At 45.1% G+C, this 25,581-nt stretch carries 22 protein-coding genes and 2 pseudogenes; 10 read left to right on the plus strand and 14 right to left on the minus strand.

The genetic code is table 11. The features are described 5' to 3' along the window. Positions 1-16: 16 nt before the first annotated feature. From ICE88_RS03200 to mpl, 4 genes are all read right to left on the minus strand, one after another. Positions 17-862, minus strand: coding sequence for an energy transducer TonB (locus ICE88_RS03200; RefSeq protein ID WP_216249312.1), 846 nt, complete (start codon positions 860-862; stop codon positions 17-19). Continuing rightward, complete coding sequence (locus tag ICE88_RS03205) at positions 837-2,948, minus strand: ribonuclease catalytic domain-containing protein (protein WP_216249314.1); 2,112 nt, start codon at positions 2,946-2,948, stop codon at positions 837-839. The genes ICE88_RS03200 and ICE88_RS03205 overlap by 26 nt, the downstream gene beginning before the upstream one ends. Beyond that, positions 2,948-3,706 carry a 3-oxoacyl-ACP reductase FabG gene (gene fabG / locus ICE88_RS03210; protein ID WP_255535185.1) on the minus strand — a complete coding sequence of 253 codons (759 nt, stop codon included), beginning with the start codon at positions 3,704-3,706 and terminating at the stop codon, positions 2,948-2,950. The genes ICE88_RS03205 and fabG overlap by 1 nt, the downstream gene beginning before the upstream one ends. A gap of 94 nt (positions 3,707-3,800) precedes the next feature. Next, the gene (gene mpl / locus ICE88_RS03215) at positions 3,801-5,219 is read right to left on the minus strand and encodes a UDP-N-acetylmuramate:L-alanyl-gamma-D-glutamyl-meso-diaminopimelate ligase (RefSeq protein WP_216249316.1); all 1,419 of its coding nucleotides are present in this window, start codon (positions 5,217-5,219) and stop codon (positions 3,801-3,803) included. A gap of 64 nt (positions 5,220-5,283) precedes the next feature. On the opposite strand from mpl, the gene ICE88_RS03220 reads away from it, so the two are divergent. The 6 genes and pseudogenes from ICE88_RS03220 (at position 5,284) to ICE88_RS03240 (ending at position 10,286) form a co-directional block, all read left to right on the plus strand. Continuing rightward, positions 5,284-5,823 (plus strand): TlpA disulfide reductase family protein, encoded by a 540-nt coding sequence (locus ICE88_RS03220; protein WP_216249318.1) that lies wholly within the window; start codon positions 5,284-5,286, stop codon positions 5,821-5,823. A gap of 20 nt (positions 5,824-5,843) precedes the next feature. Beyond that, positions 5,844-6,305, plus strand: a complete 462-nt coding sequence (gene accB / locus ICE88_RS03225) for an acetyl-CoA carboxylase biotin carboxyl carrier protein (protein ID WP_216249320.1) — start codon at positions 5,844-5,846, stop codon at positions 6,303-6,305. A 29-nt stretch (positions 6,306-6,334) separates the two neighbouring features. Next, positions 6,335-7,705, plus strand: coding sequence for an acetyl-CoA carboxylase biotin carboxylase subunit (accC, locus tag ICE88_RS03230; RefSeq protein ID WP_216249335.1), 1,371 nt, complete (start codon positions 6,335-6,337; stop codon positions 7,703-7,705). Between the two features lie 28 nt (positions 7,706-7,733). Further along, a pseudogene (gene prmA, locus ICE88_RS08515) lies at positions 7,734-8,639 on the plus strand (50S ribosomal protein L11 methyltransferase); the annotation flags it as partial. A 129-nt stretch (positions 8,640-8,768) separates the two neighbouring features. Then, positions 8,769-9,278, plus strand: coding sequence for a DUF3426 domain-containing protein (locus tag ICE88_RS08520; RefSeq protein WP_255535303.1), 510 nt, complete (start codon positions 8,769-8,771; stop codon positions 9,276-9,278). A gap of 48 nt (positions 9,279-9,326) precedes the next feature. Next, complete coding sequence (locus tag ICE88_RS03240) at positions 9,327-10,286, plus strand: carbohydrate kinase family protein (RefSeq protein WP_216249343.1); 960 nt, start codon at positions 9,327-9,329, stop codon at positions 10,284-10,286. 210 nt (positions 10,287-10,496) lie between these two features. Here ICE88_RS03240 and ICE88_RS03245 read toward each other — a convergent pair whose 3' ends face one another. The 5 genes from ICE88_RS03245 to ICE88_RS03265 all read right to left on the minus strand — a co-directional run bounded on the left by ICE88_RS03245 (position 10,497) and on the right by ICE88_RS03265 (position 17,342). Then, complete coding sequence (locus ICE88_RS03245) at positions 10,497-10,823, minus strand: histone H1-like repetitive region-containing protein (protein WP_255535186.1); 327 nt, start codon at positions 10,821-10,823, stop codon at positions 10,497-10,499. Positions 10,824-11,180: 357 nt separating this feature from the next. Next, entirely contained in the window at positions 11,181-12,368 is a 1,188-nt protein-coding gene (locus tag ICE88_RS03250; RefSeq protein ID WP_216249346.1) for a ribonucleotide-diphosphate reductase subunit beta, read from the minus strand. A gap of 56 nt (positions 12,369-12,424) precedes the next feature. After that, entirely contained in the window at positions 12,425-15,376 is a 2,952-nt protein-coding gene (locus ICE88_RS03255; protein ID WP_216249349.1) for a ribonucleoside-diphosphate reductase subunit alpha, read from the minus strand. A gap of 302 nt (positions 15,377-15,678) precedes the next feature. Further along, a complete protein-coding gene (ampD, locus tag ICE88_RS03260) occupies positions 15,679-16,488 on the minus strand; it encodes a 1,6-anhydro-N-acetylmuramyl-L-alanine amidase AmpD (protein WP_370624422.1) in 810 nt (269 codons plus the stop codon). Continuing rightward, positions 16,485-17,342: an inner membrane protein YpjD gene (locus ICE88_RS03265; protein WP_216249377.1), complete on the minus strand. Its 858-nt coding sequence runs from the start codon at positions 17,340-17,342 to the stop codon at positions 16,485-16,487. The genes ampD and ICE88_RS03265 overlap by 4 nt, the downstream gene beginning before the upstream one ends. Before the next feature lie 20 nt (positions 17,343-17,362). Between ICE88_RS03265 and ffh the strand changes: the two genes are divergently transcribed. Continuing rightward, positions 17,363-18,727, plus strand: a complete 1,365-nt coding sequence (gene ffh / locus ICE88_RS03270; RefSeq protein WP_216249380.1) for a signal recognition particle protein — start codon at positions 17,363-17,365, stop codon at positions 18,725-18,727. A gap of 96 nt (positions 18,728-18,823) precedes the next feature. Here the strand turns inward: ffh and ICE88_RS03275 are convergent, their stop codons facing one another. Further along, positions 18,824-20,557, minus strand: coding sequence for a proline--tRNA ligase (locus ICE88_RS03275; RefSeq protein ID WP_216249384.1), 1,734 nt, complete (start codon positions 20,555-20,557; stop codon positions 18,824-18,826). An 84-nt stretch (positions 20,558-20,641) separates the two neighbouring features. On the opposite strand from ICE88_RS03275, the gene ICE88_RS03280 reads away from it, so the two are divergent. Together ICE88_RS03280 and ICE88_RS03285 are read left to right on the plus strand one after the other, a co-directional pair. After that, a complete protein-coding gene (locus tag ICE88_RS03280) occupies positions 20,642-21,232 on the plus strand; it encodes an RNA pyrophosphohydrolase (RefSeq protein ID WP_216249388.1) in 591 nt (196 codons plus the stop codon). Beyond that, a complete protein-coding gene (locus ICE88_RS03285; RefSeq protein ID WP_216249391.1) occupies positions 21,229-21,747 on the plus strand; it encodes a CNP1-like family protein in 519 nt (172 codons plus the stop codon). Before ICE88_RS03280 ends, ICE88_RS03285 begins: the two co-directional genes overlap by 4 nt. Before the next feature lie 29 nt (positions 21,748-21,776). Here ICE88_RS03285 and proB read toward each other — a convergent pair. The 4 genes and pseudogenes from proB to rplU form a co-directional block, all read right to left on the minus strand. Further along, positions 21,777-22,562: pseudogene (gene proB / locus ICE88_RS03290) on the minus strand (glutamate 5-kinase); the annotation flags it as partial. Positions 22,563-22,616: 54 nt separating this feature from the next. Then, a complete protein-coding gene (obgE, locus tag ICE88_RS03295; protein WP_216249397.1) occupies positions 22,617-23,711 on the minus strand; it encodes a GTPase ObgE in 1,095 nt (364 codons plus the stop codon). 83 nt (positions 23,712-23,794) lie between these two features. Next, a complete protein-coding gene (gene rpmA / locus ICE88_RS03300; RefSeq protein ID WP_215290718.1) occupies positions 23,795-24,055 on the minus strand; it encodes a 50S ribosomal protein L27 in 261 nt (86 codons plus the stop codon). A gap of 21 nt (positions 24,056-24,076) precedes the next feature. After that, positions 24,077-24,388 carry a 50S ribosomal protein L21 gene (gene rplU / locus ICE88_RS03305; RefSeq protein ID WP_089515160.1) on the minus strand — a complete coding sequence of 104 codons (312 nt, stop codon included), beginning with the start codon at positions 24,386-24,388 and terminating at the stop codon, positions 24,077-24,079. Positions 24,389-24,583: 195 nt separating this feature from the next. Here rplU and ICE88_RS03310 point away from each other — a divergent pair, with 195 nt between their 5' ends. Then, complete coding sequence (locus tag ICE88_RS03310) at positions 24,584-25,573, plus strand: polyprenyl synthetase family protein (protein WP_215290716.1); 990 nt, start codon at positions 24,584-24,586, stop codon at positions 25,571-25,573. Positions 25,574-25,581: the final 8 nt, after the last annotated feature.

Here is a 25,581-nt window from a genome sequence, read left to right on the forward strand (position 1 = left end):
TGTTTGAGTCAGTGTATCAATTTTTTACATCTAGTTTTAGTTCACCGCCATCTCTGGTGAAGTCAAAGGTTGATACCCAATCCAAAACATCTATTTGCTGCCTCATTGCATCTGTGAATCGCCCAAAAGGAGCCGCTGATCGAATGATGGCGATCGCCTGGCGATCCAACTCCTGATTACCAGAGGACTTCATCACTGTCACGCCCTCTTTACTGAGTCTGCCACGTTGATCAACACTGACCATCAAGACCAAGCTGCCGTACAAAGCTTTACCACCAACTCTTGGAAAGTGAGTGGTGCCGTGGGCCTCAATTTGACGACGCATGGCATCGTGATACTGTGCAAACACCACCGATTTGGCACTGGTGGCAGTGACAGTGGCGCGCCTTGGTTGCTGACCTTGCTTTTGCAAACGCTTGGCCAACTCTGCTTCAAGTGGATTTGATTCTGATGTTGCCAAATTACTTTTACCCTGCAAAGTACTGGCTTGATTTTCTCGCCCGGCTTGCACCTGTGACAGTAATCGTTTTTGATCAGCCTGCATTTTTTCTAACTGTTCGGCCAACTTCGGATCGGCACGACGCAGAGCACTTGCTTGCCCCTCAGTTAACTCACCACCACCATTTAAATTAACTTGAGCCAATCGCTTTGGATTCACAGGTGCTACTGGACTGCTGGCATTGACCAACACAACACTCAACGGGGTTTTTAAGCGTCGCTCTTGTTCTGATTCAGCGTGCCACTTGAACGCTAATAGGATTGCATGCAATACAAATGAAGCAAGCAGTGCATAAACAATTGGCTTTTTCCAATCTTGCCAATCGATAATTAAAAACTTATTCAGCGGTACTTGGCTTGACATCATTTTCAGGAACCGCTTTTAATGCATCAGCATCTTGAAGATTATTTACATCCTCAAGCTCATCAAATTCATCCAGTTCTTCATTTTCAATTGCATCAGATTGAATTAAACCCAAGTAACGCACGCTTGCTACTAAAGCCAAGAAATCAATATCCACCACTTCAATTTCAGCCCGAGCTCCTCTTGCTTGCTCAGCCAATTCTAGAACACTCAAACGCAAAGGAATTTCTTCGACTCGAGCCTGCCCTTCCTTGAGATGTCTCACAACACCTCTCCAAGGTAAACCCTTTTGTTTTAAATACTGCAAACACCAATAGTTTTCCATTTGATTTTGATGTTCCCCATAAGCAGCATAGGTGCCATCAAAATCTGCTGCAATCGCCATCAAATCAGCATCCTTAGGCTTGAAGGGTGCCACCAACTTAGCGGTTACACCGTGCTGAGCCATGGCAATCAATTGCCATTGATTGACTAAATCAACATAGCGTCTCAATGGAGAAGTGCACCAAGCGTAGTTTTCGACTCCCAAACCTTCATGTGGTCCAGGCATTGTTTGCATGCGCGTGCGATGTGGGCCCCAGCCCTTTTGCGCACGATAAATTCCTGGGACGCTGTGGCTGGCTAGTTGATTACCCCACGTGCTGTTACAGTAAATCATCCATTCAGCAACGATTGAATCAAGCACCGACCCTCGTTGACGAGGAGTGATTTCAACCACGCCCTCTGTGACCTTGAAATTAAAGTCGCGCGGTAATGCCGATGGATCTGGTAATCCCAGGGTTTCCTCTTTCAATCCATTGGCAAGGCGTTGCTCTTGTCGCTTGGCATGCAATTGCTTTGCGGACTGCCAGAGAATATTCAGCTCACCTTGATAAGGAATCGCTGCTGCATTTTTTGAATCCATCAAAGATTCTTCAGTGATCAAATGCTCCAAATCATCCAAACGAAGGTTTGATGCCATCGGCACTCTCTCAACCTTGGTTACTGGTGCATGGTCACCCTCTAAGATTGGAAGACCATCAGGATTCAAGGTCACATACAAAGAGACCGTGGGTCTCAAAGGTAAATCAAGTGATGCTGAATCTGCAGCGTGCAAAGAAAACACATCGATCACTTCGTCTGGCAGCATGGTGATCTTGCCACCCGGGAAGTAGACTGTTGACAATCTTTTTCGACCAACCTCATCCAAGGCACCACCTCGATGAATCGCTAAAGCAGGTGCCGCAATATGAACGCCGACACGGTGGCACTGACCAATACCTGCAACATCAAGAGTGCTCACAGAAAAAGCATCATCAATTTCAGTGGTGCTGGCGTCATCAATTGAAAAAGCTTTGACATCCGCCACAGGTAGCTTCTGAAGTGCTTCCTCCCAAGCCGATTGCTCATTGGCCTGGAGTTGAACCTGAAAACCAACACCCTTCGGAAAATGTTCTTTTAAAAATTTACCTTCGTGATAAGCCAAGGCAGAACTCAAAACACCACAAGTTAAAAATAACTCAGGTATTCCACCCTTCAAAGTCTGCGCTGCATTTGCAACAGCTTTATAGGCTGTTGAATTTTTATCAGGATTGAATAAAAGAGCATTAACCTGCGGTGCAATCTCTTCTGGTAACTGACCTAGCTTTAGTTGAGCTTCCCATGACTCTTGCTTGATCAACTCGGCTTTTTTTCTTTCAACTGCTAAGAGTGCTGCTTTGAGCTGATCTTCTGGAGCGCGCATGAACTGACCGCGGCCCTTGCGTCGAAAATAAATGGGGGCACTGTGCAAGGCCACCGCCAAACTGATTTTTTGAATATGACTGGATGTCTCACCAAAATACTCTTTGGCCAAATCAGTGAAAATGAATTCTTCAGGTCCAGCGCATTCCCACAAAAAATCTAAATCAATTTCTTCAGCTTGCTTTTTGGCTGATGCCAACAATTCTTCTGGTTTTGAATCTTCAAAACGCAACCAAACATCTTTGGCCTTTAGCTTGCCACGTTTGCCGCCTAAACTTTCAACGGCCAATGCTTCACCCTCTGAGGCTTGAGCCATCAGGGTGGCAATTTTTATGTCGCCGCCATCTTCATACAACAAATGCATTAAAGAGATATCCCGCCGCTGGCTTCTAGGGCGATGCCGTTGATGTAACTTGATTCATCGCTGGCCAAAAATGCGTACACATTGGCCAATTCTTCTGGCTTACCTAGGCGGCGCAACCATGAACGATCTTTCATACCTTTCAAAACATCTTCAGGCATAGATGCCAAAATATTTGTTTCCACAAATCCAGGGCAAACGGCATTTACACGGATGCCTTTAGGGCCCAACTCTCTGGCCCACGTGGTTGTAAAACCAATCACACCATATTTGGTAGCGGCATAGTTTGTCTGACCAAAGTTGCCATACAAACCAACCACGCTTGAGGCGCTCACGATTGAACCGCGTCCAGCTTGCAACATGTGCGGCACAACTGCCTGGGTGCAATTAAAGACACCTTTTAGATTGACATCGATCACCGCATCAAATTGCTCTTCAGTCATATTGACCAAGCGTGCATCCTTGGTGATACCAGCGTTATTGATGAGAACATCGATGCGGCCGTAACGCTCGATCACTGCTGCCACGACCTCATCAATATTTTTACGATTCGTGACATTCATCACAAAGCCGTCAGCCTGGCCACCCGCTGATTTCAGCTGATCAACAGCCGCTTGAACCTGTGCGTCATTCATGTCACAAATGATTGAAATACCACCTTCATCACAGAACTTTTGTGCAGTGGCAAAACCAATACCATTGGCGCTGCCAGTGATGATGCAAACTTTATTCTCTAAACGCTTGGCCATATTTTTTGTCATTTTTTTACCTTCTTAAGTTCAGTCATCAAAGAATGAATCTCTACCAAAGAATTAATTTCTATCAAAGAATTAATTTCTATCAAAGAATAATTTTTTATTTCAACAACTCTAAAAGCTTGCGGTGCACACCACCAAAACCACCATTGCTCATCACCAAAATATGATCGCCAGGTTTTGCTGCTTGCTTCACTGCTGCCATGAGAAGATTTAAATCATCAAACGCTTCAGCTTTTGAACCGAGCGGCGCCAAAGACTCTTTCAAGTCCCAGCCCAATGCATCCTTACCAGTGGCTGAGCCGTAACCAAAAACCAAATCAGCGTCTTGCAAACTATCAGGCAACTGACTTTTCATCACGCCCAACTTCATCGTGTTTGAACGTGGTTCCAGTACGGCCAAGATACGTGTATTGGTATCACGCCCTACTCGACGTCTTAAGCCATCCACCGTGGTGGTAATCGCTGTTGGATGGTGCGCAAAATCATCATAGATGGTGATGCCATTGACTCGGCCAATCACTTCCATGCGACGTTTCACATTCTTGAATGTGCCCAATGCTTGCGCGGCCTTTTGTGCAGAAATACCCACATGATGCGCAGCAGCGATGGCCGCTAAAGCATTCAATTGATTGTGTCGACCAGTAACAGATGCATCCTCATCCCAACAAACCTCTGAGACCTCTTGGCCCTTATATATGACTTTGAAACCATCTTTTGATGTATCTATCAAAGACCAATCCCCGGGCTTGATTGATTGCTCAGGTAAAGCAAATCGCTCAAGACTTGACCAACACCCACGTTGCACCACTCGTTCTAAACTTTGTTCAGCGCCATTCACTATCAAACGACCTGCGCTTGGAACAGTTCTCACCAAATGATGAAATTGAGTTTCGATGGCAGTGATATCAGCAAAGATATCCGCATGATCAAACTCTAAGTTATTCAAAATAGCTGTTCGTGGTCTGTAATGAACAAATTTGCTACGCTTATCAAAAAATGCTGTGTCATATTCATCAGCCTCGATCACAAAGTAATGAGGAGCATCGGCTTGATCACCTGTCTTTTTACCCAAGCGCGCAGATACGTCGAAGTTATTTGGTACACCGCCAATCAAATATCCAGGTTCTAAGCCATTCGCTTGCAAAATCCAGGTGAGCATCGCAGTGGTGGTGGTTTTTCCATGAGTGCCAGCAACAGCCAAAACATGCTTGCCCTGTAACACCTGCTCACCCAACCATTGAGGTCCAGATTGGTAAGGAAGACCTTGATCCAAAATGGCCTCCATCAATGGATTGCCGCGAGAAACCACATTACCAATAATGAATAAGTCGGGTTTTAAAGAAATTTGATCTGGAGAAAATCCCTCGATCAGTTCAATGCCCTGAGCCTCGAGTTGAGTGCTCATTGGTGGGTAAACATTGGCGTCACAACCAGTCACTCGATGACCTGCCTGACGTGCGATGGCGGCAATACCGCCCATAAAAGTACCGCAAATACCTAGGATATGAAGATGCATGCCAAGATTTTATCCAAACATCCGTGCAAAATAAGGTAATTCATTGAAAAACGGAAAGAAAAACATGAATGAACGCCAATGGGGTTTAATCTTGATCGCTGGAGCGCTGGCTGCAGTTTTAGGCATGGGCTTGTCGAGCTACAAATACAGAACTGAAAAAGCCAGCGACACCGCTATCGAAGAATTACTCACCAGAGAATTGCGCTCCCCAGATGGAAAAATGCATCAAACATCCGATTGGCGCGGAAAAATCCTCATCATCAATTACTGGGCTTCTTGGTGCCCACCCTGCGTTGAAGAAATGCCTGAATTGGTGCGATCACAGACCAAATATGCTGCTAAAAATGTTCTATTTGTCGGTATCGGTGTCGATTCACCATCTAACATACGTGAATTTCTAGAAAAAACCCCGGTGAACTATCCCATTGTTTTGGGTGGTTTGGATGGGGCAACTTGGGCTAAAAATATGGGAAATCCCAGCTCAGGCCTGCCTTTTACGGTGATGGTAGACCGTAAAGGAGCCATTATTAAGACGAAACTAGGCAAAATAAGCGAAGATGAGCTCAGTTCATGGATAGATAACGCTATAATCACTTCTCAGTAAAAATTTACAGGAAGGGCATCATGGATTTACGAAAACTCAAAACTTTGATCGATTTAGTAGCCGAATCTGGCGTTTCAGAACTAGAAGTAACAGAAGGTGAAGACAAAGTCCGAATCGTTAAAAATCCAGCCCCAATCGCAGCACCAGTCCAACAAGTTTATGCCGCAGCTCCAGCAGCGGCTCCGGCAGCACCAGCGCCAGCGGCGGCGGCTGCACCTGCAGCAGAAGCGGCTCCTGCAGAACCAACTGGTCATGCTGTGAAATCTCCAATGGTGGGCACTTTCTATCGCTCTCCAACACCAGGCGCCGATTCTTTTGTGAAGATTGGTGACACGGTCAAAGAAGGTCAAACACTTTGCATCATTGAAGCAATGAAGTTATTGAACGAAATTGAATCTGATAAATCAGGTGTCGTTAAAGAAATTTTGTGTGAGAACGGCCAAGGCGTTGAATTCGGTCAGGCTCTTTTCATTATTGGCTAATTCAAGCTAAAGCTCACAAAGGTTACCCAATGTTTGAAAAGATTCTTATCGCCAATCGCGGCGAAATCGCACTTCGTATTCAAAGAGCCTGTCGCGAGATGGGCATCAAAACAGTGGTCGTGTTCTCAGAAGCAGATCGCGATGCCAAATACGTCAAATTAGCTGATGAAGCTGTTTGTATCGGTCCAGCACCATCAGCTCTGAGCTATCTGAACATGCCAGCGATCATTTCTGCTGCAGAAGTGACAGATGCTCAAGCGATTCACCCAGGTTACGGCTTCTTATCAGAAAACGCTGATTTTGCTGAGCGCGTTGAACAATCTGGTTTTGTGTTCATCGGCCCAACAGCAGAATCGATTCGCTTGATGGGTGACAAAGTGTCTGCCAAGCAAGCCATGATTCGTTCAGGCGTGCCATGCGTTCCAGGTTCAGAAGGCGCTTTGCCTGATAACCCAAAAGAAATTTTGGCCACGGCTAAAAAAGTTGGTTATCCGGTGATCATCAAAGCCGCCGGTGGTGGTGGTGGTCGAGGTATGCGTGTGGTTCACACTGAAGCGCACTTGATCAATGCCGTGAATATGACTCGCGAAGAAGCTGGTCGTGCTTTCGGTAATCCAGAAGTCTATATGGAGAAGTTCTTAGAGAACCCTCGCCACGTAGAAATTCAGATTCTGGCCGATACCCATAAAAATGCCGTGTACTTAGGTGAGCGTGATTGCTCTATGCAACGTCGTCACCAAAAAGTGATTGAAGAAGCTCCAGCACCTGGCATTGATCGTCGCTTGATTGCCAAAATTGGCGAGCGTTGTGCTGAAGCCTGTAGAAAAATTGGCTATCGCGGTGCGGGTACTTTTGAGTTTTTATATGAAAACGACGAGTTCTACTTCATCGAGATGAACACCCGTGTTCAAGTTGAGCACCCAGTGACTGAATTGATCACTGGCATTGATATTGTTCAGCAACAGATTCACATTGCGGCTGGCGAAAAGTTACCTTTCCGTCAAAAAGACATTGAATTCAGAGGTCATGCCATTGAATGCCGTATCAATGCTGAAGATCCTGTGAAATTCATGCCAAGCCCAGGTCGCATTCAATCTTGGCACATGCCTGGCGGCCCTGGCATTCGCGTTGATTCCCATGCTTACGCTGGTTACTTTGTGCCACCAACTTATGACTCAATGATTGGTAAATTGATTGCCTACGGCACAACTCGTGAACAAGCGATTCGCCGCATGCGCATCGCTTTATCTGAAGTTGCGATCGACGGCATTTTGACCAACATTCCTTTGCATCGTGAATTGATGTTAGATCCAAAGTTTGAACAAGGTGGTACGAGCATTCACTACCTAGAGCACAAGCTTGAGGAGCAAGCAGCATCAAAACGTGGCAACACGAAGTAATTCATAGCCATTAGCTACTTACTCTTCCATGGCATTTCGTGAACTTGTATTTACCGTCTCCGAAGATCTTGCAGAAGATCTCGGGGATGCTCTCATGGAATTGGGCGCCCTATCGATTTCGGTCAGTGATGCAGCTGCCGACACTGAATCTGAAAAACCCTTGTATGGAGAACCAGGTCTAACGCCTGATCGACAAGCTTGGGAACAATCTCAAGTCATAGCGCTCTTTGATGAACAAGGCTTGAGTGCTACAGAAATTTCCTCGACTTTGACTGAAGCCGGTTTTCAGATCAACACCCCTTCAGAAAGAAGCGTTGAAGAACAAGACTGGGTGCGTCTCACACAATCACAGTTTGAACCTATTCAAGTAGGTCAACGTTTGTGGGTGGTGCCATCTTGGCACGATGCCCCCAATGATCCAAACGCGGTTTGTTTGGCCGTTGATCCTGGACTTGCTTTTGGTACAGGCAGTCATCCAACCACGAAGTTGTGCATGCAATGGTTGGAAGAGCACCCTGATTTATCCAGCAAAACACTTCTAGACTACGGTTGTGGCTCAGGCATTTTGGCAATTGCTGCCAAACGTTTGGGTTGCGGTGACGCACTTGGCATTGATATTGATCCTCAAGCAGTCATTTCCGCCAAAGATAATGCCGAACGCAATGAAGTAACTGTTGACTTTAGATTGCCAGAAGAAGATGGCACTCATAGCCAGCACGATGTGGTGGTTGCGAACATCTTGGCCAATCCACTTCAAGTTCTTGCCCCAGCACTTTGCCAACGCATTGCACCAAATGGTCACATTGTTTTATCAGGCATTCTTGAGCGCCAAGCTGAAGAAGTCATCGGAACTTATCAACCATGGATTCAACTGCACGTTTGGCGTGAATGTGATGGTTGGGTGTGCTTAACTGGCCAATTAACTTCAGACCAAATAAGCCAAGCTTCTGACACTCAAAAAAAAACAGCAAAAACTAGCGAAAACTTAAGCAAGTCGGCTATCTCCCCAATAAAGAATCAACTTCTCACTTCGTTTGGCTGGGTCAGCTTAGTTGCATTAATGATGGTGATTGTTTTACAACTAATGCACCTTGGCAGACATGCCATTGCATTACAAATCTCCAAAGCGCCTACCAGTATTCAAGAACCTTTGTTTAAAGCGTTCAAATCTATCGATGCGTCACTTTGCAAACAGTTTGCTTGCCAAGACATCCCTTTAAGAGACTTTTCTGCTTGGGCCATTGAATTAGCCAATCTAAAAATCAATCCTGGCAATAATCAAACTGCCACCGGAATACTAGAACTACAAATCCGCAATAAATTACCTTTGATAATCACTTGGCCACATGTCATGCTCACCATCACGGATGCCAATGATGCGGTGATCTCAGAGAAACTTCTCAGCCCTCAAGATTGGTTACCAGAGGATGATGCCAAAATCACTCCAAAGGGTTCACAAGCGCTTCAGGAAGTCTCAAGCAATGTTTTCTTGAGCTTACCCCAACAAGCTGCTGGATTTAGAGTGCGCCTGCTCTATGTTGATGACAGGCCAACGGAAACATCACCCCAATAATTCGCACATTTCATTCATTTAAACCAATTTACCCACCCAAGGAACTTTATGTCTAGCTTAATTTGTGGCTCTATCGCCTACGACACCATCATGAATTTTGAAGGTCGCTTTCAAGATCAAATCTTGGCAGACCAAATTCATATCTTGAACGTTGCCTTTTTAGTTCCAAGCATGCGTCGAGAATTTGGTGGATGTGCTGGCAATATTGCCTACAACCACAAACTATTGGGTGGCGAGCCGATCATCATGGCCACTGTTGGTGGCGATGCTGGCTCTTACTTTGATCAATTAGCCAAATACAACATCAGCGCTGATCATATTCGCGAATTACCAGAAGCTTTCACTGCTCAAGCGATGATCACAACAGACCGCGATAACAATCAAATCACCGCTTTTCATCCTGGCGCCATGGGTGAGTCACATCTGAACACAGTGGCTGAGGTGATCAATCAACGCCAGAAGAAGCAACTTGAATTACCAAAAATTGCGATTGTGGCTCCAGATGGCAGACAAGGTATGGTCGAACATTGTCAGCAATTGGCAGATGCAAAGATTCCATTCATTTTTGATCCAGGCCAGGGCTTACCAATGTTTGATGGTCAAGAACTCTTGGCTTTCATTGAGCAAGCAACCTATGTGGCCGTGAATGACTATGAAGGTGAAATGCTGGCTCAAAGAACTGGCCTATCTTTAGAAAAGATTGCGGAACGGGTTTCAGCTTTAATTGTCACCAAAGGTGCTCAAGGAGCAGAAATCCATACCCAAGATAAGAAAATCGAAATTCCAGTGGTGCCTGTCGGAAAAGCGATTGATCCAACTGGTTGCGGGGATGCTTTCAGGGGTGGATTACTCTATGGTATCGAGCAAGGATTTGATTGGGAAGTGACCGGTCGCTTAGCAAGCTTAATGGGCTCCATCAAAATTGCCAGCCAAGGTCCTCAAAATCATTGCCCATCTCAAGAAGCCATTCAAATGCAGTTCAAACAAGCATTTGGCTACAGCTACTAATTTCTAAACTAGCAACTCATCAGTTCCACCAAAGAAAAAACCCGCTAAGGCGTTAAGCTATAGCGGGTTTGATTCCCTCTGGGAACCAGTCCCTAATAAATTAAGGACGAGAACCCGTTGGGAAAGGCCAAGCAGCAGCCGGATTTAAAACTGTCTTTGCTGTTGAGGCAGGAGCAGCTTTAGCAGCCGGCTTTTTAGCAGCAGGCTTACTTACTTTTTTTTTACTACTTTTTTAGCAGCTTTTTTTGCAGCAGGCTTCTTAGCAGCTACTTTTTTCTTAGCAGCAGGCTTTTTAGCAGCAGCTTTTTTAGCAGCAGGCTTCTTAGCAGCTACTTTTTTCTTAGCAGCAGGCTTTTTAGCAGCAGCTTTTTTAGCAGCAGGCTTTTTAGCAGCTACTTTTTTAGCAGCAGGCTTCTTAGCAGCAGCTTTCTTAGCAGCAGGCTTCTTAGCAGCTACTTTTTTAGCAGCTGGTTTCTTTGCAGCTACTTTTTTAGCAGCTGGTTTCTTTGCAGCAGGTTTTTTCTTGGCAGTTGCCATATTAAACTCCTTCACGTGAGAGTGATTTACTAATACTACTGATTAAAGAAACCCGACCACACCAACTTCGTGTGAGCGAGCCATTCATCGGCGCGCCACTCACTACACGTCGCACGCTAATGAATCTTGGAAAAAAAGCCGTGACCTCTGCAGGTGACGGCTTTTTAAATAAGTCAGAAGAACGTTTAGAACTATCAAAAGAAATAGATGACAACTCGCTCTGATGATTCAGAGTTTTCGGTTTTAATCCGTGTTGTTGGCTACTACCTATCAACAGTTTTTTCTCCTAGTGTTTTTATAACTTTCGTGATAGTACAACTTAAGAGATGCGTTGTCATTAATTATTTTAAAAAAAATTTACTCCCAGTTCAACGCACCACCAGTTTGATATTCAATAACGCGAGTTTCAAAGAAGTTTCTTTCCTTCTTCAAGTCGATCATTTCGCTCATCCATGGGAATGGATTTTCTTCGTTCGGGAACATTGCTTCAAGACCAATTTGCATGCAACGGCGGTTGCAAATGTAGCGCAAGTAACCTTTGAACATTGGCGCGTTCAAGCCTAGAACCCCTCTAGGCATAGTGTCTTCGGCGTAGCGGTACTCTAACTCAACCGCTTTTTCGAACAAACCGCGCAACTCTTCTTTGAACTCTGGCGTCCACAAATGTGGGTTTTCCAACTTAATCTGGTTGATCATGTCGATGCCAAAGTTGCAATGCAATGACTCATCACGCAAGATGTACTGATACTGCTCTGCGGCACCGGTCATCTTATTTTGACGGCCCATCGCCAAAATTTGCGTAAAACCAACATAGAAGAACAAACCTTCCATGATGCAAGCGAACACAATTAGTGAGCGGAGAAGCTTCTGATCGTTCTCCGGAGTACCTGTTTTGAATGATGGATCAGTCAAAACATCGATGAATGGGATCAAAAACTCGTCTTTGTCACGAATTGACTTCACTTCATGGTACGCATTGAAGATCTCAGCCTGGTCTAGACCCAAAGATTCCACAATATATTGGTAGGCATGGGTATGAATCGCCTCTTCAAAAGCCTGACGCAATAAATATTGACGGCATTCTGGGGCAGTGATCTGGCGATAAGTACCTAAAACGATGTTATTGGCTGCCAATGAGTCAGCTGTCACAAAGAATCCTAGGTTACGCATGATGATGCGGCGCTCGTCTTCAGTTAGACCATTAGGGTCTTTCCAAAGAGCGATGTCGCGAGTCATATTGATCTCTTGAGGCATCCAGTGGTTTGCGCAACCAGCCAAATACTTCTCCCAAGCCCATTTATATTTAAATGGCACCAATTGGTTCACATCTGTTGAACCGTTGATGATGCGCTTATCGGCCACGTTCACGCGACGAGCAGCAGCATCTTCTGGGTCAATCGTTGCTGAAGGAGCTGATGCTGATGACATTGGCATCGGCATTGGGCGGTTTGGCAAAGGACTGTTTTCCGCAGTAACAGATGGGGTCATTACTGGCGCTGCTTTTGCAACTGGTGTTGCGGCCGTCTCTTCTTCCCAATTCAACATAATGTGTTCTCCAAATTCTTTTTAAATTGCATTTTTATAAGCATCAACTATACGACTTATTGGCAAGCTTCGCATTCGTCAAAGCCAGCATCGCCTGGGCGCATTGTGCAAACCGGACCATCTGCTTCAGCTGCTGCTGCCGCAGCCGCTGCCAAAGTTGGATCACCGTTTGACACTGAGTTCAAAGCACCACCTTTGACCGTTGATTTCTCAACGTGAGTGGCAGAAATCGTGCGCAAGTAATATGTTGTTTTTAAACCACGCAACCAAGCAAGCTTATAGGTGTCATCCAATTTCTTACCAGATGCACCCGCCATGTAAATATTCAATGACTGAGCTTGATCGATCCATTTTTGACGACGTGAGGCAGCTTCAACCAACCACTGGGGCTCAACTTCAAATGCTGTTGCGTACAAATCACGCAAATCTTGAGGAATGCGATCGATTTTTGACAATGAGCCGTCAAAGTACTTCAAGTCAGCAATCATGACTTCATCCCACAGACCACGAGCCTTCAAATCGCGAACCAAATAGTCGTTCACCACGGTGAATTCACCTGAAAGGTTAGATTTCACAAACAAGTTCTGATATGTTGGCTCGATACAAGCTGAAACACCGATGATGTTAGAGATTGTCGCTGTTGGTGCAATCGCCACGCAGTTTGAATTGCGCATACCGAACTGCTTGATACGGTTACGCACTGGTGTCCAATCCATCTTAGATGACATATCAACTTCAACATAGCCACCGCGCTGTTCAGCTAACAATTTCACTGAATCCTGTGGCAGGATGCCGCGATCCCATAAAGAACCCTTGTAAGTCTCGTAAGTGCCACGCTCTTCGGCCAACTCTGTTGAGGCCAAGTAAGCGTAATAGCAAACAGCTTCCATAGATTCATCAGCGAATTGAACCGCTGCATCGCTGGCATAAGGAATGCGCAACATGTGCAAGCAATCCTGGAAGCCCATGATGCCCATACCAACTGGACGATGCTTCATGTTTGAGTTACGGGCTTTAGCAACTGCGTAATAGTTAATATCAATCACGTTATCCAACATGCGCATCGCTGTGCGGATGGTTTTTTGGAGTTTCTCGTGATCAAGTACCAAATTGCCGCTGGCATCGGTCTTCAAATGAACAGCCAAGTTCACTGAACCCAAGTTACAAACAGCGATTTCTGTCTCATTGGTGTTCAAAGTGATTTCTGTACACAAGTTTGATGAGTGAACCACGCCAACGTGCTGCTGAGGGCTGCGAACGTTACATGGGTCCTTGAAAGTGATCCATGGGTGGCCTGTTTCAAACAACATGCCCAACATCTTGCGCCACATATCCAAGGCACTGACCTTTTTGAATGGCTTGATTTCACCGTTGGCTGCTTTTTGCTCATAAGCCAAATATGCTTTTTCGAACTCCAAACCGAACTTGTCGTGCAAATCTGGGCAAGTTGATGGCGTGAACAATGTCCACTCGCCTTTTTCCATCACACGCTTCATGAATAAGTCTGGAATCCAGTTAGCGGTGTTCATGTCGTGCGTACGACGACGGTCATCACCAGTGTTCTTACGCAACTCTAGGAACTCTTCCACGTCTAAGTGCCAAGTTTCTAAATAGGCACAAACCGCGCCTTTACGCTTACCACCTTGGTTAACCGCAACCGCTGTGTCGTTCACCACCTTCAAGAACGGTACAACGCCTTGAGATTTGCCATTAGTTCCTTTGATATGACTGCCCAAAGAACGCACATTCGTCCAGTCGTTACCCAAGCCACCTGCAAACTTAGATAACAAAGCGTTTTCTTTCAAACCTTCGTAAATACCATCCAAGTCATCTGGAATTGTTGTGAGGTAGCAGCTAGACAACTGTGAGCGCAATGTGGCTGAGTTGAACAAAGTTGGTGTGCTGGACATGAAATCGAATGTTGACAAGATTTCATAGAATTCAATTGCACGATCTTCGCGATTCACTTCATTCAATGCCAAGCCCATCGCCACGCGCATGAAGAATGCCTGAGGCATTTCAATGCGGTGATCTTCAATGTGCAAGAAATAACGGTCATACAAAGTCTGCAAGCCCAAATAGTTGAACTGCAAATCACGATCAGCTTTCAAAGCGGCGCCCAACTTAACCAAGTCATAAGTCAATAAACGCTTGTCTAGTAACTCTGCATCCACGCCCTGCTTGATGAATTGTGGGAAGTAGCTGATGTATTCAGCAGCCATTGCGCCTTGTGGTACTTCACGGCCTAGGATTTCTTTACGGATGGTGTGCATCAAAATACGTGCAGTCACCTGGCTGTAGGCTGGATCGTTTTCAATCCATGTGCGTGAAGCCAAAATAGCTGAGTCATAGACCTGAGCCATTGGAACGCCTTCATACAAACCTTTGATAGTTTCTTTGATGATTGGCTCTGCATTCACTGCATTACCTAAACCTTCACAAGCAGCCTGGATCACCATTTGTAACGCAACCATATCTAATGGCTTGATCACACCGTTGTCACTCACGTTGATTCCTGGGTGATCAACGATTGGAGCTACCGGCTGAGCTGCCACTTGAGCTGCGCGCTCTTGATTGCGCTTCTCACGATAAAGCACGTAAGCACGCGCCACGTTGTGCTCACCACTGCGCATCAACGCCAATTCAACTTGGTCTTGAATATCTTCAATGTGGAAAGTTCCGCCATTAGGACGGCTGCGCAATAAAGCTCGCACAACCACTTGAGTTAATTGCTCTACTTGCTCACGCACACGTGCTGATGCAGCACCCTGGCCACCATTAACTGCTAAAAATGCTTTTGTAACTGCGATGGCAATTTTTGATGGTTCAAACGATACAACTGAACCATTGCGACGAATGATTTTGTAATCGCTTAATTGAGTTGCCTGGGCACCACCGACCCCACCGGCCACAAAGCCCTCTGAAGGACTTTGACTAACTTGACCAGTTGCTTGGCCAGAAAATGGATTGGATGTTTGGCCTGAAACTTGTGGGTCTACGTAGGTCATTCGAACTCCCTTTATCTATCTATATATATGTATTAATTGGGTAAAAAGTCTATTTTTTTGATTTTTTCAACGGCTATTCGCTGTAAAGAACACTACATTTAGTGTTTTTCCTGCGACAACGGTACTAAGTATAGGGTATTTATGATTATTTTGATAAGGATTTTTTGTCAAAAATACCTATCGAAATCCCTAATCTGAGCCACTTTTTATTGATTTTTTGGCACCGTTTTAGGGCTTTTTAGAATAAATATTTGGATGGTTAGTACTTACTAACCCAATAAGCTAAGACTTAATTGAAAAGCCTAATTTCTGTTTTCAAGACCGTAGGGAAGTTGCCTTGACGGGATATTGGCATCCTGAGCAAATCTTTGCCATTCAAAGTGAATCCCTGGATCAGTTTTTCGACCAGGAGCCACATCACTGTGACCAGCAAAGGCAGAAATTGGATGAAATTTTTGCAAAGCGGCGACCAATTCTTTCAGTGCCGTGTACTGGGCTGGACCAAAAGGCACATCATCACTACCCTCTAATTCAATACCAATTGAAAAATCATTGCAGCGCTCGCGCCCAAAATAATCAGAGACCCCTGCATGCCAAGCACGATTCAAAGTTGATACAAACTGTTGAACATGACCATCGCGCCGAATTAAAAAATGACTCGACACTTGTCGGTCGGCAATTTCCGCGAAATAAGGATGTGCTTTGGGGTCTAATTTATTTTGAAAAAAATCAGCGATATGATTCCCACCAAACTGCCCTGGCGGCAAACTGATGTGATGCATCAACACCAGCTCAACCGGAATCCCTTCAGGTCTCGAATCATAGTTTGGAGATTTGATCCACTCTGCTTCACCCCACCAACCTTTGGGATCAATACTGGAACGATGCTCACGAGAGCAATAGGCACCGACTCCTTCACCTTGCGGAAACCTCAAACCACAATGAGGACACTGCGCCATATTTTTGGGCTCAACTGATTTGGCTGGAGATGAGGTCTTGGGCGCTGGCTTTGCTTGCGGCTTGGCACTTGATCGATTGTTTTGAGAAATTTGCGCATAACGCCACCAAATGATCAAACCCGTGAGGATCAAGGTGAAGAGTAACCATTTCATCGTTGGATCAATACCTCTAAAACGAAACGACTACCTACATAAGCCATCAATAAAACTCCAAAAGATCCCAGCACCCAACGAACGGCTGTTAAACCTCGCAAGCCAACACGCCAGCGTGCGATCAACAATCCGGCAAACATCACCCAAGATAAGAATCCAAAAATTGTTTTGTGATCCCAAAACAAAGCGCGCCCAAACAATGCTTGGCTGAAAAACAATCCAGAGAACACAGTCAAAGTTAACAAAGCAAATCCAACCGTGATGATTCTAAAAAGAATGCTTTCCATGCTCATCAATGGTGGCAAACGATTACCCCATTTAGCAAAAAAACTATTTGCTTTGTCATGAGTTGGCATGTGCAAATGACGATCTTGCCAATGCATCAAAATGGCATGAAGCGCAGCAAGGCTCAATAAACCATAGGCCACATTCGCCACAATGAAATGAGCTCTGAACCATGGATCATCAATGGAGCGAGCTGATAGAACTGATCCAGAAAAAATGATCGGCAAGATGGCTGTGACACAGGCCGCCAACAAAATGATTGCTCTCAAGCCCTTGATTGGTAAATACCAACTTTCAAACCAAAAAAATGTGACACCAATCCAAGCCATGGTTGATAGGGCTTGGGCAAAACCAAAAATGAAACCTTGCTGAGTAAAGATAGATTCATGCAAGGTGACGCCATGCAAAAGAATGATCGGCAACAAAAGCCATTGGGATAGACTCGACACCACTGGAGAGTCTTGATTCTTTTCAGAATTTTGCGAGTAAACCCTGATTTCTCGTAAAAAAAACAAGAAATATAAAGCGCTGGGTATCCATGCGAAGCTGGGGTGACCTAAAATGTTCATATCTACAGTTTAATGCTCATATGTTTCAAAATCTAACAGATCGTTTAAGTCGTGTGGTTAAAACCATGCGAGGTCAGGCCAGACTGACCGAAGAAAATACCGCCGAAATGCTTCGCGAGGTACGTTTAGCCCTATTAGAGGCTGACGTTGCACTCCCCGTTGTCAAAGAACTCATCAATAACATCAAACAAAAAGCTCTTGGAGTTGAGGTTCTTGATAGTTTAAGCCCTGGTCAAGCATTGGTGGGTGTTGTTCAAAAAGAACTCACCGCGATCATGGGCAATCCAAGCGCGGGTCGACTCAACTTAGCAGCTCAACCACCGGCCATTATTTTGATGGCAGGTCTTCAAGGTGCGGGTAAAACAACTTCTGTTGGCAAATTAGCTAAATGGTTAAAAGACACACAGAAGAAAAAAGTATTGACCGTGTCTTGCGACGTTTACCGTCCAGCCGCCATCAAACAATTACAAATGGTCAGCGAGCAAGCTGGCACAGATTTCTTTCCTAGCGATGAAAACCAAAAGCCCAAAGACATTGCGCGCGATGCCTTGGATTGGGCCAAACGCCACTATCACGATGTATTGATTGTGGATACGGCAGGCCGCCTGGGTATTGATGAAATGATGATGCAAGAAATCAGTTCCTTGCATCAAATCTTGAACCCAATCGAAACACTCTTTGTGGTCGACGCGATGTTGGGTCAAGATGCTGTCAACACAGCAAAAGCATTCAATGAAGCACTGCCATTAACCGGTGTGATTTTGACCAAGCTAGATGGTGATGCACGAGGTGGTGCAGCGCTCTCAGTTCAACATATCACCGGCGTTCCAATTAAGTTTGCAGGTGTTGCTGAAAAGCTGGATGGTCTTGAACCATTTGATGCGGACCGAATGGCCAGCCGCATTTTGGGCATGGGCGACATTCTGGCATTGGTTGAACAAGCACAAAAGAATGTTGATTTCGACCAAGCTCAAAAATTAGCTGACAAAGTTAAAAAAGGTGGCTTTGATTTAAATGATTTCCGCATGCAAATCACGCAAATGCGCCAAATGGGTGGTTTAGGTAGCATGATTGATAAATTACCGGCAAAGTTTGCTCAAGCAGCCGCCAAGCAGGACATGAGTGTTGCTGATAAACAAGTGGCGCGCACACAAGGCATCATCGACAGCATGACGCCAGCAGAAAGAAGAAAACCTGAACTTCTTAAAGCAAGTAGAAAACGTCGTATTGCTGCTGGTGCAGGAGTTCAAGTACAAGAAGTGAATCGTGTCTTGGCTCAATTTGAACAAATGCAATCTATGATGAAACAATTCAAAGGCGGCAAGATGGCAAAGATGCTCGGTGGCATGGCAGCCAAGGGCATGGGGAATATGTTCAAGCGTTAAATATTTTTCACTTAATTTTCACTTAAACATTCAAACAAAAAGCCAGATCAATGATCTGGCTTTTTTGTGGGCCTTACTTTTGATTTGAACGAATCCTCAAGATGCTAATTGAGCTTTCACTAAATCAGTCACTTTTTTAGCGACATCACCTACTGGTATCACTGATGCTTCAGCATCGGTGCGAGCTTGAAACTCCAACTGACCTTCCTTCAAACCACGCTCACCAATCACCACACGGTATGGCACGCCGATCAATTCCCAATCTGCAAACATCGCACCAGGACGCTCGCCGCGATCATCCAAAATTACCTCGATGCCTGCAGACATTAAGTCTTGGTAGAGTTTGTCAGCAGCTTCGCGAACCATGTCAGAACGGTCATAACCCATTGGGCATAAAACCACCTGGAACGGTGCAATCGATACTGGCCACATGATGCCGCGATCATCAAAACGTTGCTCAATCGCAGCGCCCAATAAACGAGTCACACCAATGCCATAACAACCCATCACCATTGGTTGAGACTGACCTTTTTCATCTAAATAAACAGCATTCATCGACTCTGAATAACGGGTACCTAGCTGAAACACATGGCCCACTTCAATACCACGACAAATTTCTAGAACACCCTTACCATCTGGTGATGAATCACCAGCAATCACATTGCGCAAATCAGCGACGATTGGCTCAGGTAAATCACGACCCCAATTAACACCTGTTAAATGGTGGCCTTCTTGATTAGCACCGCAAATGAAATCGCTCATATTGGCAACTGTTCTATCGGCCACAATCGTCAATGGCTTGTTTGTTTTCACTGGGCCTAAATAGCCAGGAGGAGTACCAAAATACTCAATGATCTCTGCTTCTGTGGCAAAACGGAAGTCAGTTAAGCCTGGCACTTTGCTTGCTTTGATTTCATTTAATTCATGATCGCCACGAATCAATAATAAAAATAGCTTCGCACCCTCTTCTTGATCAACCGCCAAGACAATTGACTTAACTGTTTTCTCAATCGAACACTTTAAGAATTGCGCCACCTCTTCACACTTCACCTGACCAGGTGTCGGTGTTAAGGCCATCGCTTGAGAGGCAGCGCCTCTGCTTGCAATCAATGAAAGCGCTTCAGCAGTTTCAATATTTGCGGCATAGTCAGAGCTTGGGCAGTATGCAATGGCATCCTCTCCCGTATCTGCGATCACGTGGAACTCTTGACTACCAGTTCCTCCAATAGCACCGTTATCTGCATTAACGGCTCTGAAGTTCAGTCCTAAGCGCTGGAAAATGCGGGTATAGGCATCGAACATCTTGGCGTAAGACACTTTCATACCTTCGACATCTCTGTCAAAAGAATAAGCGTCTTTCATGCTGAACTCACGGCCGCGCATGATGCCAAAGCGTGGACGGCGCTCATCTCTAAATTTTGTTTGAATTTGATAAAAATTGACGGGTAATTGCTTGTAACTCTTGATTTCATGACGAGCAATGTCAGTCACCACTTCCTCAGACGTTGGCTGAATCAAAAAGTCGCGATCATGACGGTCTTTGATGCGCAATAACTCTGGGCCCATCTTGTCCCAACGACCTGTTTCTTGCCATAGTTCAGCTGGCTGAACAACTGGCATTAAAAGCTCAACGGCTCCAGCCTTATCCATCTCTTCACGGATGATGCCCTCGACCTTCCTAATAACCTTAAGACCCATGGGCATATAGTTGTAGATGCCGGCGCCCAGCTTTCGTATCAAGCCAGCACGCATCATGAGCTTGTGGGAAACGATTTCCGCATCGGCTGGGGCTTCTTTTAAGGTACGGATAAAAAATTGACTGGCTTTCATGGTTCACTTTATAAAATAATGGATAGGCTATATAGCTATAATCAATTTATTGATTTTAAAGGATTAAAGGATTAAGGCACGAATATGCTCGACAGAGAAGGGTACAGACCCAACGTCGGCATCGTTCTACTCAATCAACGCAACGAAGTATTTTGGGGGAAACGTGTTGGCCAGCACTCTTGGCAGTTCCCGCAAGGTGGTATCCAACACGGTGAAAACCCAGAGCAGGCAATGTATCGCGAGTTGCATGAGGAGATCGGTCTAGAGCCGCAACACGTCCAAATTATTGGACGAACCCGTGAATGGCTACGTTATGACGTGCCACAGGAGTTCTTGCGTCGTCCATCAGCAGCAAATACTGCCCGTCGCTCAACACGCCAAGCTTACCGTGGCCAAAAGCAAATTTGGTTCCTTTTACGCATGGTGGGTCGTGACAGCGATGTTTGTTTGCGAGCCACAGACCACCCAGAATTTGATGCCTGGCGCTGGAGTCCTTATTGGATTCCGTTGGATGTGGTGATTGATTTCAAACGTGAAGTATATGAATTGGCCTTATCTGAGTTGGCCAGGTATATCTCCCGCGGACCTCGCATGATGATGATGCCTTGGGGTTCACCGTTAGACTTTTGTAAAACCTCTCATCATGAGATCAAAAAAGATTCGGAGCCTTCTTGAAAATCACATTCTTTTTTAAGACATTTTTTATCTTTTTAGCTCTGGCAAGTTCATTATCTTTTGCACAATATAGAACACTAGATCCAGCTGATGAGGATGATTTTGATGCCCCGCGCTTTTGGCAAGAGATAGAGGTTAAGATTCCAGCTACTCCACCAACCACAGACTTAAAACCATTTTATGTTTCAACAGCCACTCAACTTCAATTTTCATTGGATGCGCAATCAATCAATATTGGCAAGGATGGAGTGATTCGCTATGTTGTTGTCATCACTTCATCCAGTGGCGCCCAACAAGTTAGTTACGAAGGAATTCGTTGTGAAAAATATGAGTGGCGCCTGTATGCCACGATGCTATCGGACGGTAAGTGGAGTAAATCTGCCAACAGTCGTTGGCAAGGCATTAGAAATACAAGCTACAACTCGTATCATGCTGCTCTGGTTAAAGATGCCTTTTGTGAAAGCGTGATTCCACGCAGAAGCGTAAAAGAAATCATTCCTTTGCTAAAACCTTAAGCTTAAGATTTATTTAGACTTGCTCACTTCTTAGCTGTGAGCTGAGAGCCGATAGGCTCACCTTTAGCCAGACGAACCAAGACATTGTCTTCAAGACCAGACGCAATCACAGTGTCAGCACCTGACTGAGCAGCAACCTTTGCTGCCAATACTTTTGTGAGCATGCCGCCTTTACCAATATCACTGCCTGCACCACCAGCCATTTTTTCTAAAGCAGGGTCACCAGCTTGTGCTTCTTGAATCAAATGTGCATTTGAATCGCTGCGTGGATCAGCGCTGAATAAGCCACCTTGATCAGTCAAAATAATCAAAGCATCCGCTTCAATCAAATTGGTAACCAAAGCACCTAAAGTATCGTTGTCACCAAACTTGATTTCATCAGTGACCACAGTGTCGTTTTCATTGATGATAGGCACAACGCCATGCTTTAGAAGAGTCAATAAAGTCATGCGTGCATTTTGATTTCTTTGCTCATCTGCCAAGTCAGCATTGGTGAGTAACACTTGTGCCGTTCTAATGCCATATTGAGCAAAACAAGTTTCATAAACTTGCACCAAGCCCATTTGACCAACAGCAGCAGCAGCTTGTAATTCATGAATATCGGTAGGACGCTTGGTCCAATTCAAGCGCTGCATGCCCTCTGCAATCGCACCCGAACTGACCATCACTACTTGCTTGCCCATTGTGCGCAATTCAGCCATTTGAGCGGCCCAACGACCAATCGCCGCATGATCAAGCCCCTGACCACGATTGGTCACGAGTGTTGAACCTACTTTGATCACGATGCAATTTGCATCTTGTATTGCTTTGCTCACCAGGCACTCCTTGAATACATTTATTTTTAGTCGTTAATGTTTAATCATTAACTTTTAGTCATTAACTTCGTCGTCATCCAAATCTTGATTCTGAAAACGTGGATCAGCATCATGTTCTTCAGCCTCATCTCGCTGAGCTTTTTTAGCATCCAAATCCGTCTGAATCGCATAACAAAGTTGTTGGCAACCTTCTCCAGTCAAAGCTGAAATTTCAAAGACAGGACCTTTCCAACCATAAGCCTTGATGAAAGCTTTGATTTTGGCTGCACGTTCCTCAGTAGGAATCATGTCGACCTTGTTCAAAACCAACCAACGAGGTTTGTCATGCAAAGATTCATCGTATTTCTTCAGCTCATTCACAATCGCTTTGGCTTCTCCAACAATATCGACATTGTCATCAAATGGAGCCATATCGACCAAATGCAACAATAAATTGGTACGCTGTAAATGTCGTAAAAAACGATGCCCAAGGCCAGCACCTTCTGCTGCACCTTCAATCAATCCTGGGATATCAGCTATCACAAAGCTTCGCTCAGCGCCTACTCGCACCACACCTAAATTAGGATGCAAAGTTGTGAAGGGATAGTCTGCAATCTTAGGTCGTGCATTCGAGACTGCTGTGATCAATGTTGACTTGCCAGCGTTAGGCATTCCCAGTAAACCAACATCAGCCAACACTTTTAGTTCTAATCTGAGCTTGTGTTCTTCACCAGGTAAACCACTGGTCTTTTGTCTTGGCGCACGATTGGTACTGCTCTTGAAATGTAAATTTCCCCAACCACCAGCGCCACCTTTGGCCAAACACAAACGCTGACCGTGATAAGTCAAATCTGCGATGACTTCATTGGTATCCATGTCATGAATGATGGTGCCCACTGGCATACGCAATTCAATGTCTTCACCTGCGCGACCATAACAATCCGCACCCCTGCCTGGTTCACCATTTTGCGCCAAATGTTTTTTAGCAAAACGATAATCTACCAAGGTATTGATGTTTCGATCAGCGATGGCATACACGCTGCCACCTCGACCGCCATCACCACCATCCGGTCCGCCAAATTCAATAAATTTTTCGCGACGCATCGAAGCGCTTCCAGAGCCGCCATGGCCTGCCACTACTTCAATACGAGCTTCGTCGATAAATTTCATAAGATCCAATAAAAAAGGCCTCGCTATTTGGCGAGGCCTTATGCTGAGTTCTGAATGTTCTTCGTTATCTCAGTTAAGGCTAATTAAGCTGTCGGAAGTACAGAAACGAATGATTTCTTATCTGCACCTTTAACGCCAAATTGAACATGACCATCTACCAATGCGAACAATGTGTGATCTTTGCCACAACCAACGTTCACACCTGGGTGAACGCGTGTACCGCGTTGACGAATAATGATGCCGCCTGCGTTGATGGCTTGACCGCCATAAACTTTAACGCCTAATCGTTTTGACTCTGAGTCACGGCCGTTACGTGTGGAACCGCCGCCTTTTTTCTGTGCCATTTTCTACTCCGCCTCTGCCTATTAGGCCTTGATCGTGTTAATCAAAATCTCAGTAAAGTTCTGACGATGTCCTTGACGCTTTTGGTAGTGCTTGCGTCGACGCATCTTAAAAATCTTCACTTTGTCATGACGACCCTGAGAAATAACAGTGGCTTTAACAGTTGCACCACTCACCAATGGCTCACCGAACTTCAGTGATTCGCCTTCGCCTACGGCGAGAACTTGGTCAATAGTGATTTCACTGCCTACATCCGCTGGTATCTGTTCTATTTTCAATTTTTCACCAGCAGCAACCTTGTATTGTTTGCCACCGGTTTTTATGACCGCGTACATATTGAAATCTTTCTATAAATATCCACACGACCCCGTGCCGTGTAGAGCCCTAAATTATAGCTCTAGCTATATTTCTAGTCAAAAAGTAAAATTCAGAGGAATCTAAGAGACATTCTCATGTTTTTTATAATAAAACTTAACTAATTCAATAGGTTAAACTAATAAGAGTTAAAAACAGGGAAGTATAAATAGTTAATGAGCACTAACTTACAGACAATTTTAAGTCCTATTTCAGCAGATATGCAGTCGCTGAATGACGTTATTCGCTCACGCTTAAGCTCTGAAGTCGCCCTGATCAATCAAATTTCCGCCTACATCATTGAAGCTGGCGGTAAAAGAATACGCCCGGCCCTCCTACTGTTAACCAGTCAGGCCATCTCAAACGGCACCCCCTTAAAACATCATCTAGACATGGCAGCCGTGGTGGAATTCATCCACACCGCCACCTTGTTGCACGATGATGTGGTGGATGAGTCTCATTTGCGTCGCGGCAGAGCAACAGCCAATGCTGCATTCGGAAACGCTGCCAGTGTTTTGGTGGGCGATTTTTTATATTCACGAGCTTTTCAGATGATGGTGGCGCCCAACGACATCAGAATCATGGAAATACTGGCTGATGCCACAAACACCATTGCTGAAGGCGAAGTGTTGCAGTTGATGAACATGCATGACCCGGATGTCAATGAAGCGCGTTACATGCAAGTGATTCACTTTAAAACTGGCAAGTTGTTTGAAGCTTCATCTGCTCTTGGCGCCCTTTTAGCAAAAGCGACTCCAGAACAATATGCTGCCGCACAGGCCTACGGCAAGCACATCGGCGCGACATTCCAATTGGTTGATGACATTCTTGACTACACCGCCAGCGCAGAACAGATGGGTAAAAATGCTGGTGATGATTTGCGCGAAGGAAAGCCAACCTTGCCATTGATTTATCTTCTCGATCACGGCACTCCCGAACAAAAATCTTTGATCAGATCTGCCATTGAACAAGCAGAAGAACTGCCAGAAGATCTCTTTCAACAAGTCTACCAAGCAATCATGAATTCTGATGCGATCAAGTACACAGAAGCTGCAGCCTTGCGTGAAGCTCAATTGGCACGAGAATCTTTGAAATGCTTCCCTCAAAACGCAGCGACACAAAGCTTGATTGATCTTTGTGATTACTCGCTCAAACGCTCAAGCTAAGCCTTTTT

It is taken from the genome of Polynucleobacter sp. AM-26B4 (assembly GCF_018882285.1).
Lineage (GTDB): Bacteria > Pseudomonadota > Gammaproteobacteria > Burkholderiales > Burkholderiaceae > Polynucleobacter.

What these genes read in the sequence shown, in the direction of transcription:
- ampD (WP_370624422.1), bottom strand. Translation starts at nt 16,488, where the DNA reads ATGAAATGGTTACTCTTCACCTTGATCCTCACGGGTTTGATCATTTGG.
- ffh (WP_216249380.1), top strand. Translation starts at nt 17,363, where the DNA reads ATGTTTCAAAATCTAACAGATCGTTTAAGTCGTGTGGTTAAAACCATG.
- mpl (WP_216249316.1), bottom strand. Translation starts at nt 5,219, where the DNA reads ATGCATCTTCATATCCTAGGTATTTGCGGTACTTTTATGGGCGGTATT.
- ICE88_RS08520 (WP_255535303.1), top strand. Translation starts at nt 8,769, where the DNA reads ATGGTGATTGTTTTACAACTAATGCACCTTGGCAGACATGCCATTGCA.
- ICE88_RS03275 (WP_216249384.1), bottom strand. Translation starts at nt 20,557, where the DNA reads ATGAAAGCCAGTCAATTTTTTATCCGTACCTTAAAAGAAGCCCCAGCC.
- ICE88_RS03255 (WP_216249349.1), bottom strand. Translation starts at nt 15,376, where the DNA reads ATGACCTACGTAGACCCACAAGTTTCAGGCCAAACATCCAATCCATTT.
- ICE88_RS03200 (WP_216249312.1), bottom strand. Translation starts at nt 862, where the DNA reads ATGTCAAGCCAAGTACCGCTGAATAAGTTTTTAATTATCGATTGGCAA.
- ICE88_RS03220 (WP_216249318.1), top strand. Translation starts at nt 5,284, where the DNA reads ATGAATGAACGCCAATGGGGTTTAATCTTGATCGCTGGAGCGCTGGCT.
- accC (WP_216249335.1), top strand. Translation starts at nt 6,335, where the DNA reads ATGTTTGAAAAGATTCTTATCGCCAATCGCGGCGAAATCGCACTTCGT.
- ICE88_RS03250 (WP_216249346.1), bottom strand. Translation starts at nt 12,368, where the DNA reads ATGTTGAATTGGGAAGAAGAGACGGCCGCAACACCAGTTGCAAAAGCA.
- ICE88_RS03240 (WP_216249343.1), top strand. Translation starts at nt 9,327, where the DNA reads ATGTCTAGCTTAATTTGTGGCTCTATCGCCTACGACACCATCATGAAT.
- fabG (WP_255535185.1), bottom strand. Translation starts at nt 3,706, where the DNA reads ATGACAAAAAATATGGCCAAGCGTTTAGAGAATAAAGTTTGCATCATC.
- accB (WP_216249320.1), top strand. Translation starts at nt 5,844, where the DNA reads ATGGATTTACGAAAACTCAAAACTTTGATCGATTTAGTAGCCGAATCT.
- rpmA (WP_215290718.1), bottom strand. Translation starts at nt 24,055, where the DNA reads ATGGCACAGAAAAAAGGCGGCGGTTCCACACGTAACGGCCGTGACTCA.
- ICE88_RS03310 (WP_215290716.1), top strand. Translation starts at nt 24,584, where the DNA reads ATGAGCACTAACTTACAGACAATTTTAAGTCCTATTTCAGCAGATATG.
- ICE88_RS03265 (WP_216249377.1), bottom strand. Translation starts at nt 17,342, where the DNA reads ATGAACATTTTAGGTCACCCCAGCTTCGCATGGATACCCAGCGCTTTA.
- ICE88_RS03205 (WP_216249314.1), bottom strand. Translation starts at nt 2,948, where the DNA reads ATGCATTTGTTGTATGAAGATGGCGGCGACATAAAAATTGCCACCCTG.
- rplU (WP_089515160.1), bottom strand. Translation starts at nt 24,388, where the DNA reads ATGTACGCGGTCATAAAAACCGGTGGCAAACAATACAAGGTTGCTGCT.
- ICE88_RS03280 (WP_216249388.1), top strand. Translation starts at nt 20,642, where the DNA reads ATGCTCGACAGAGAAGGGTACAGACCCAACGTCGGCATCGTTCTACTC.
- obgE (WP_216249397.1), bottom strand. Translation starts at nt 23,711, where the DNA reads ATGAAATTTATCGACGAAGCTCGTATTGAAGTAGTGGCAGGCCATGGC.
- ICE88_RS03245 (WP_255535186.1), bottom strand. Translation starts at nt 10,823, where the DNA reads ATGGCAACTGCCAAGAAAAAACCTGCTGCAAAGAAACCAGCTGCTAAA.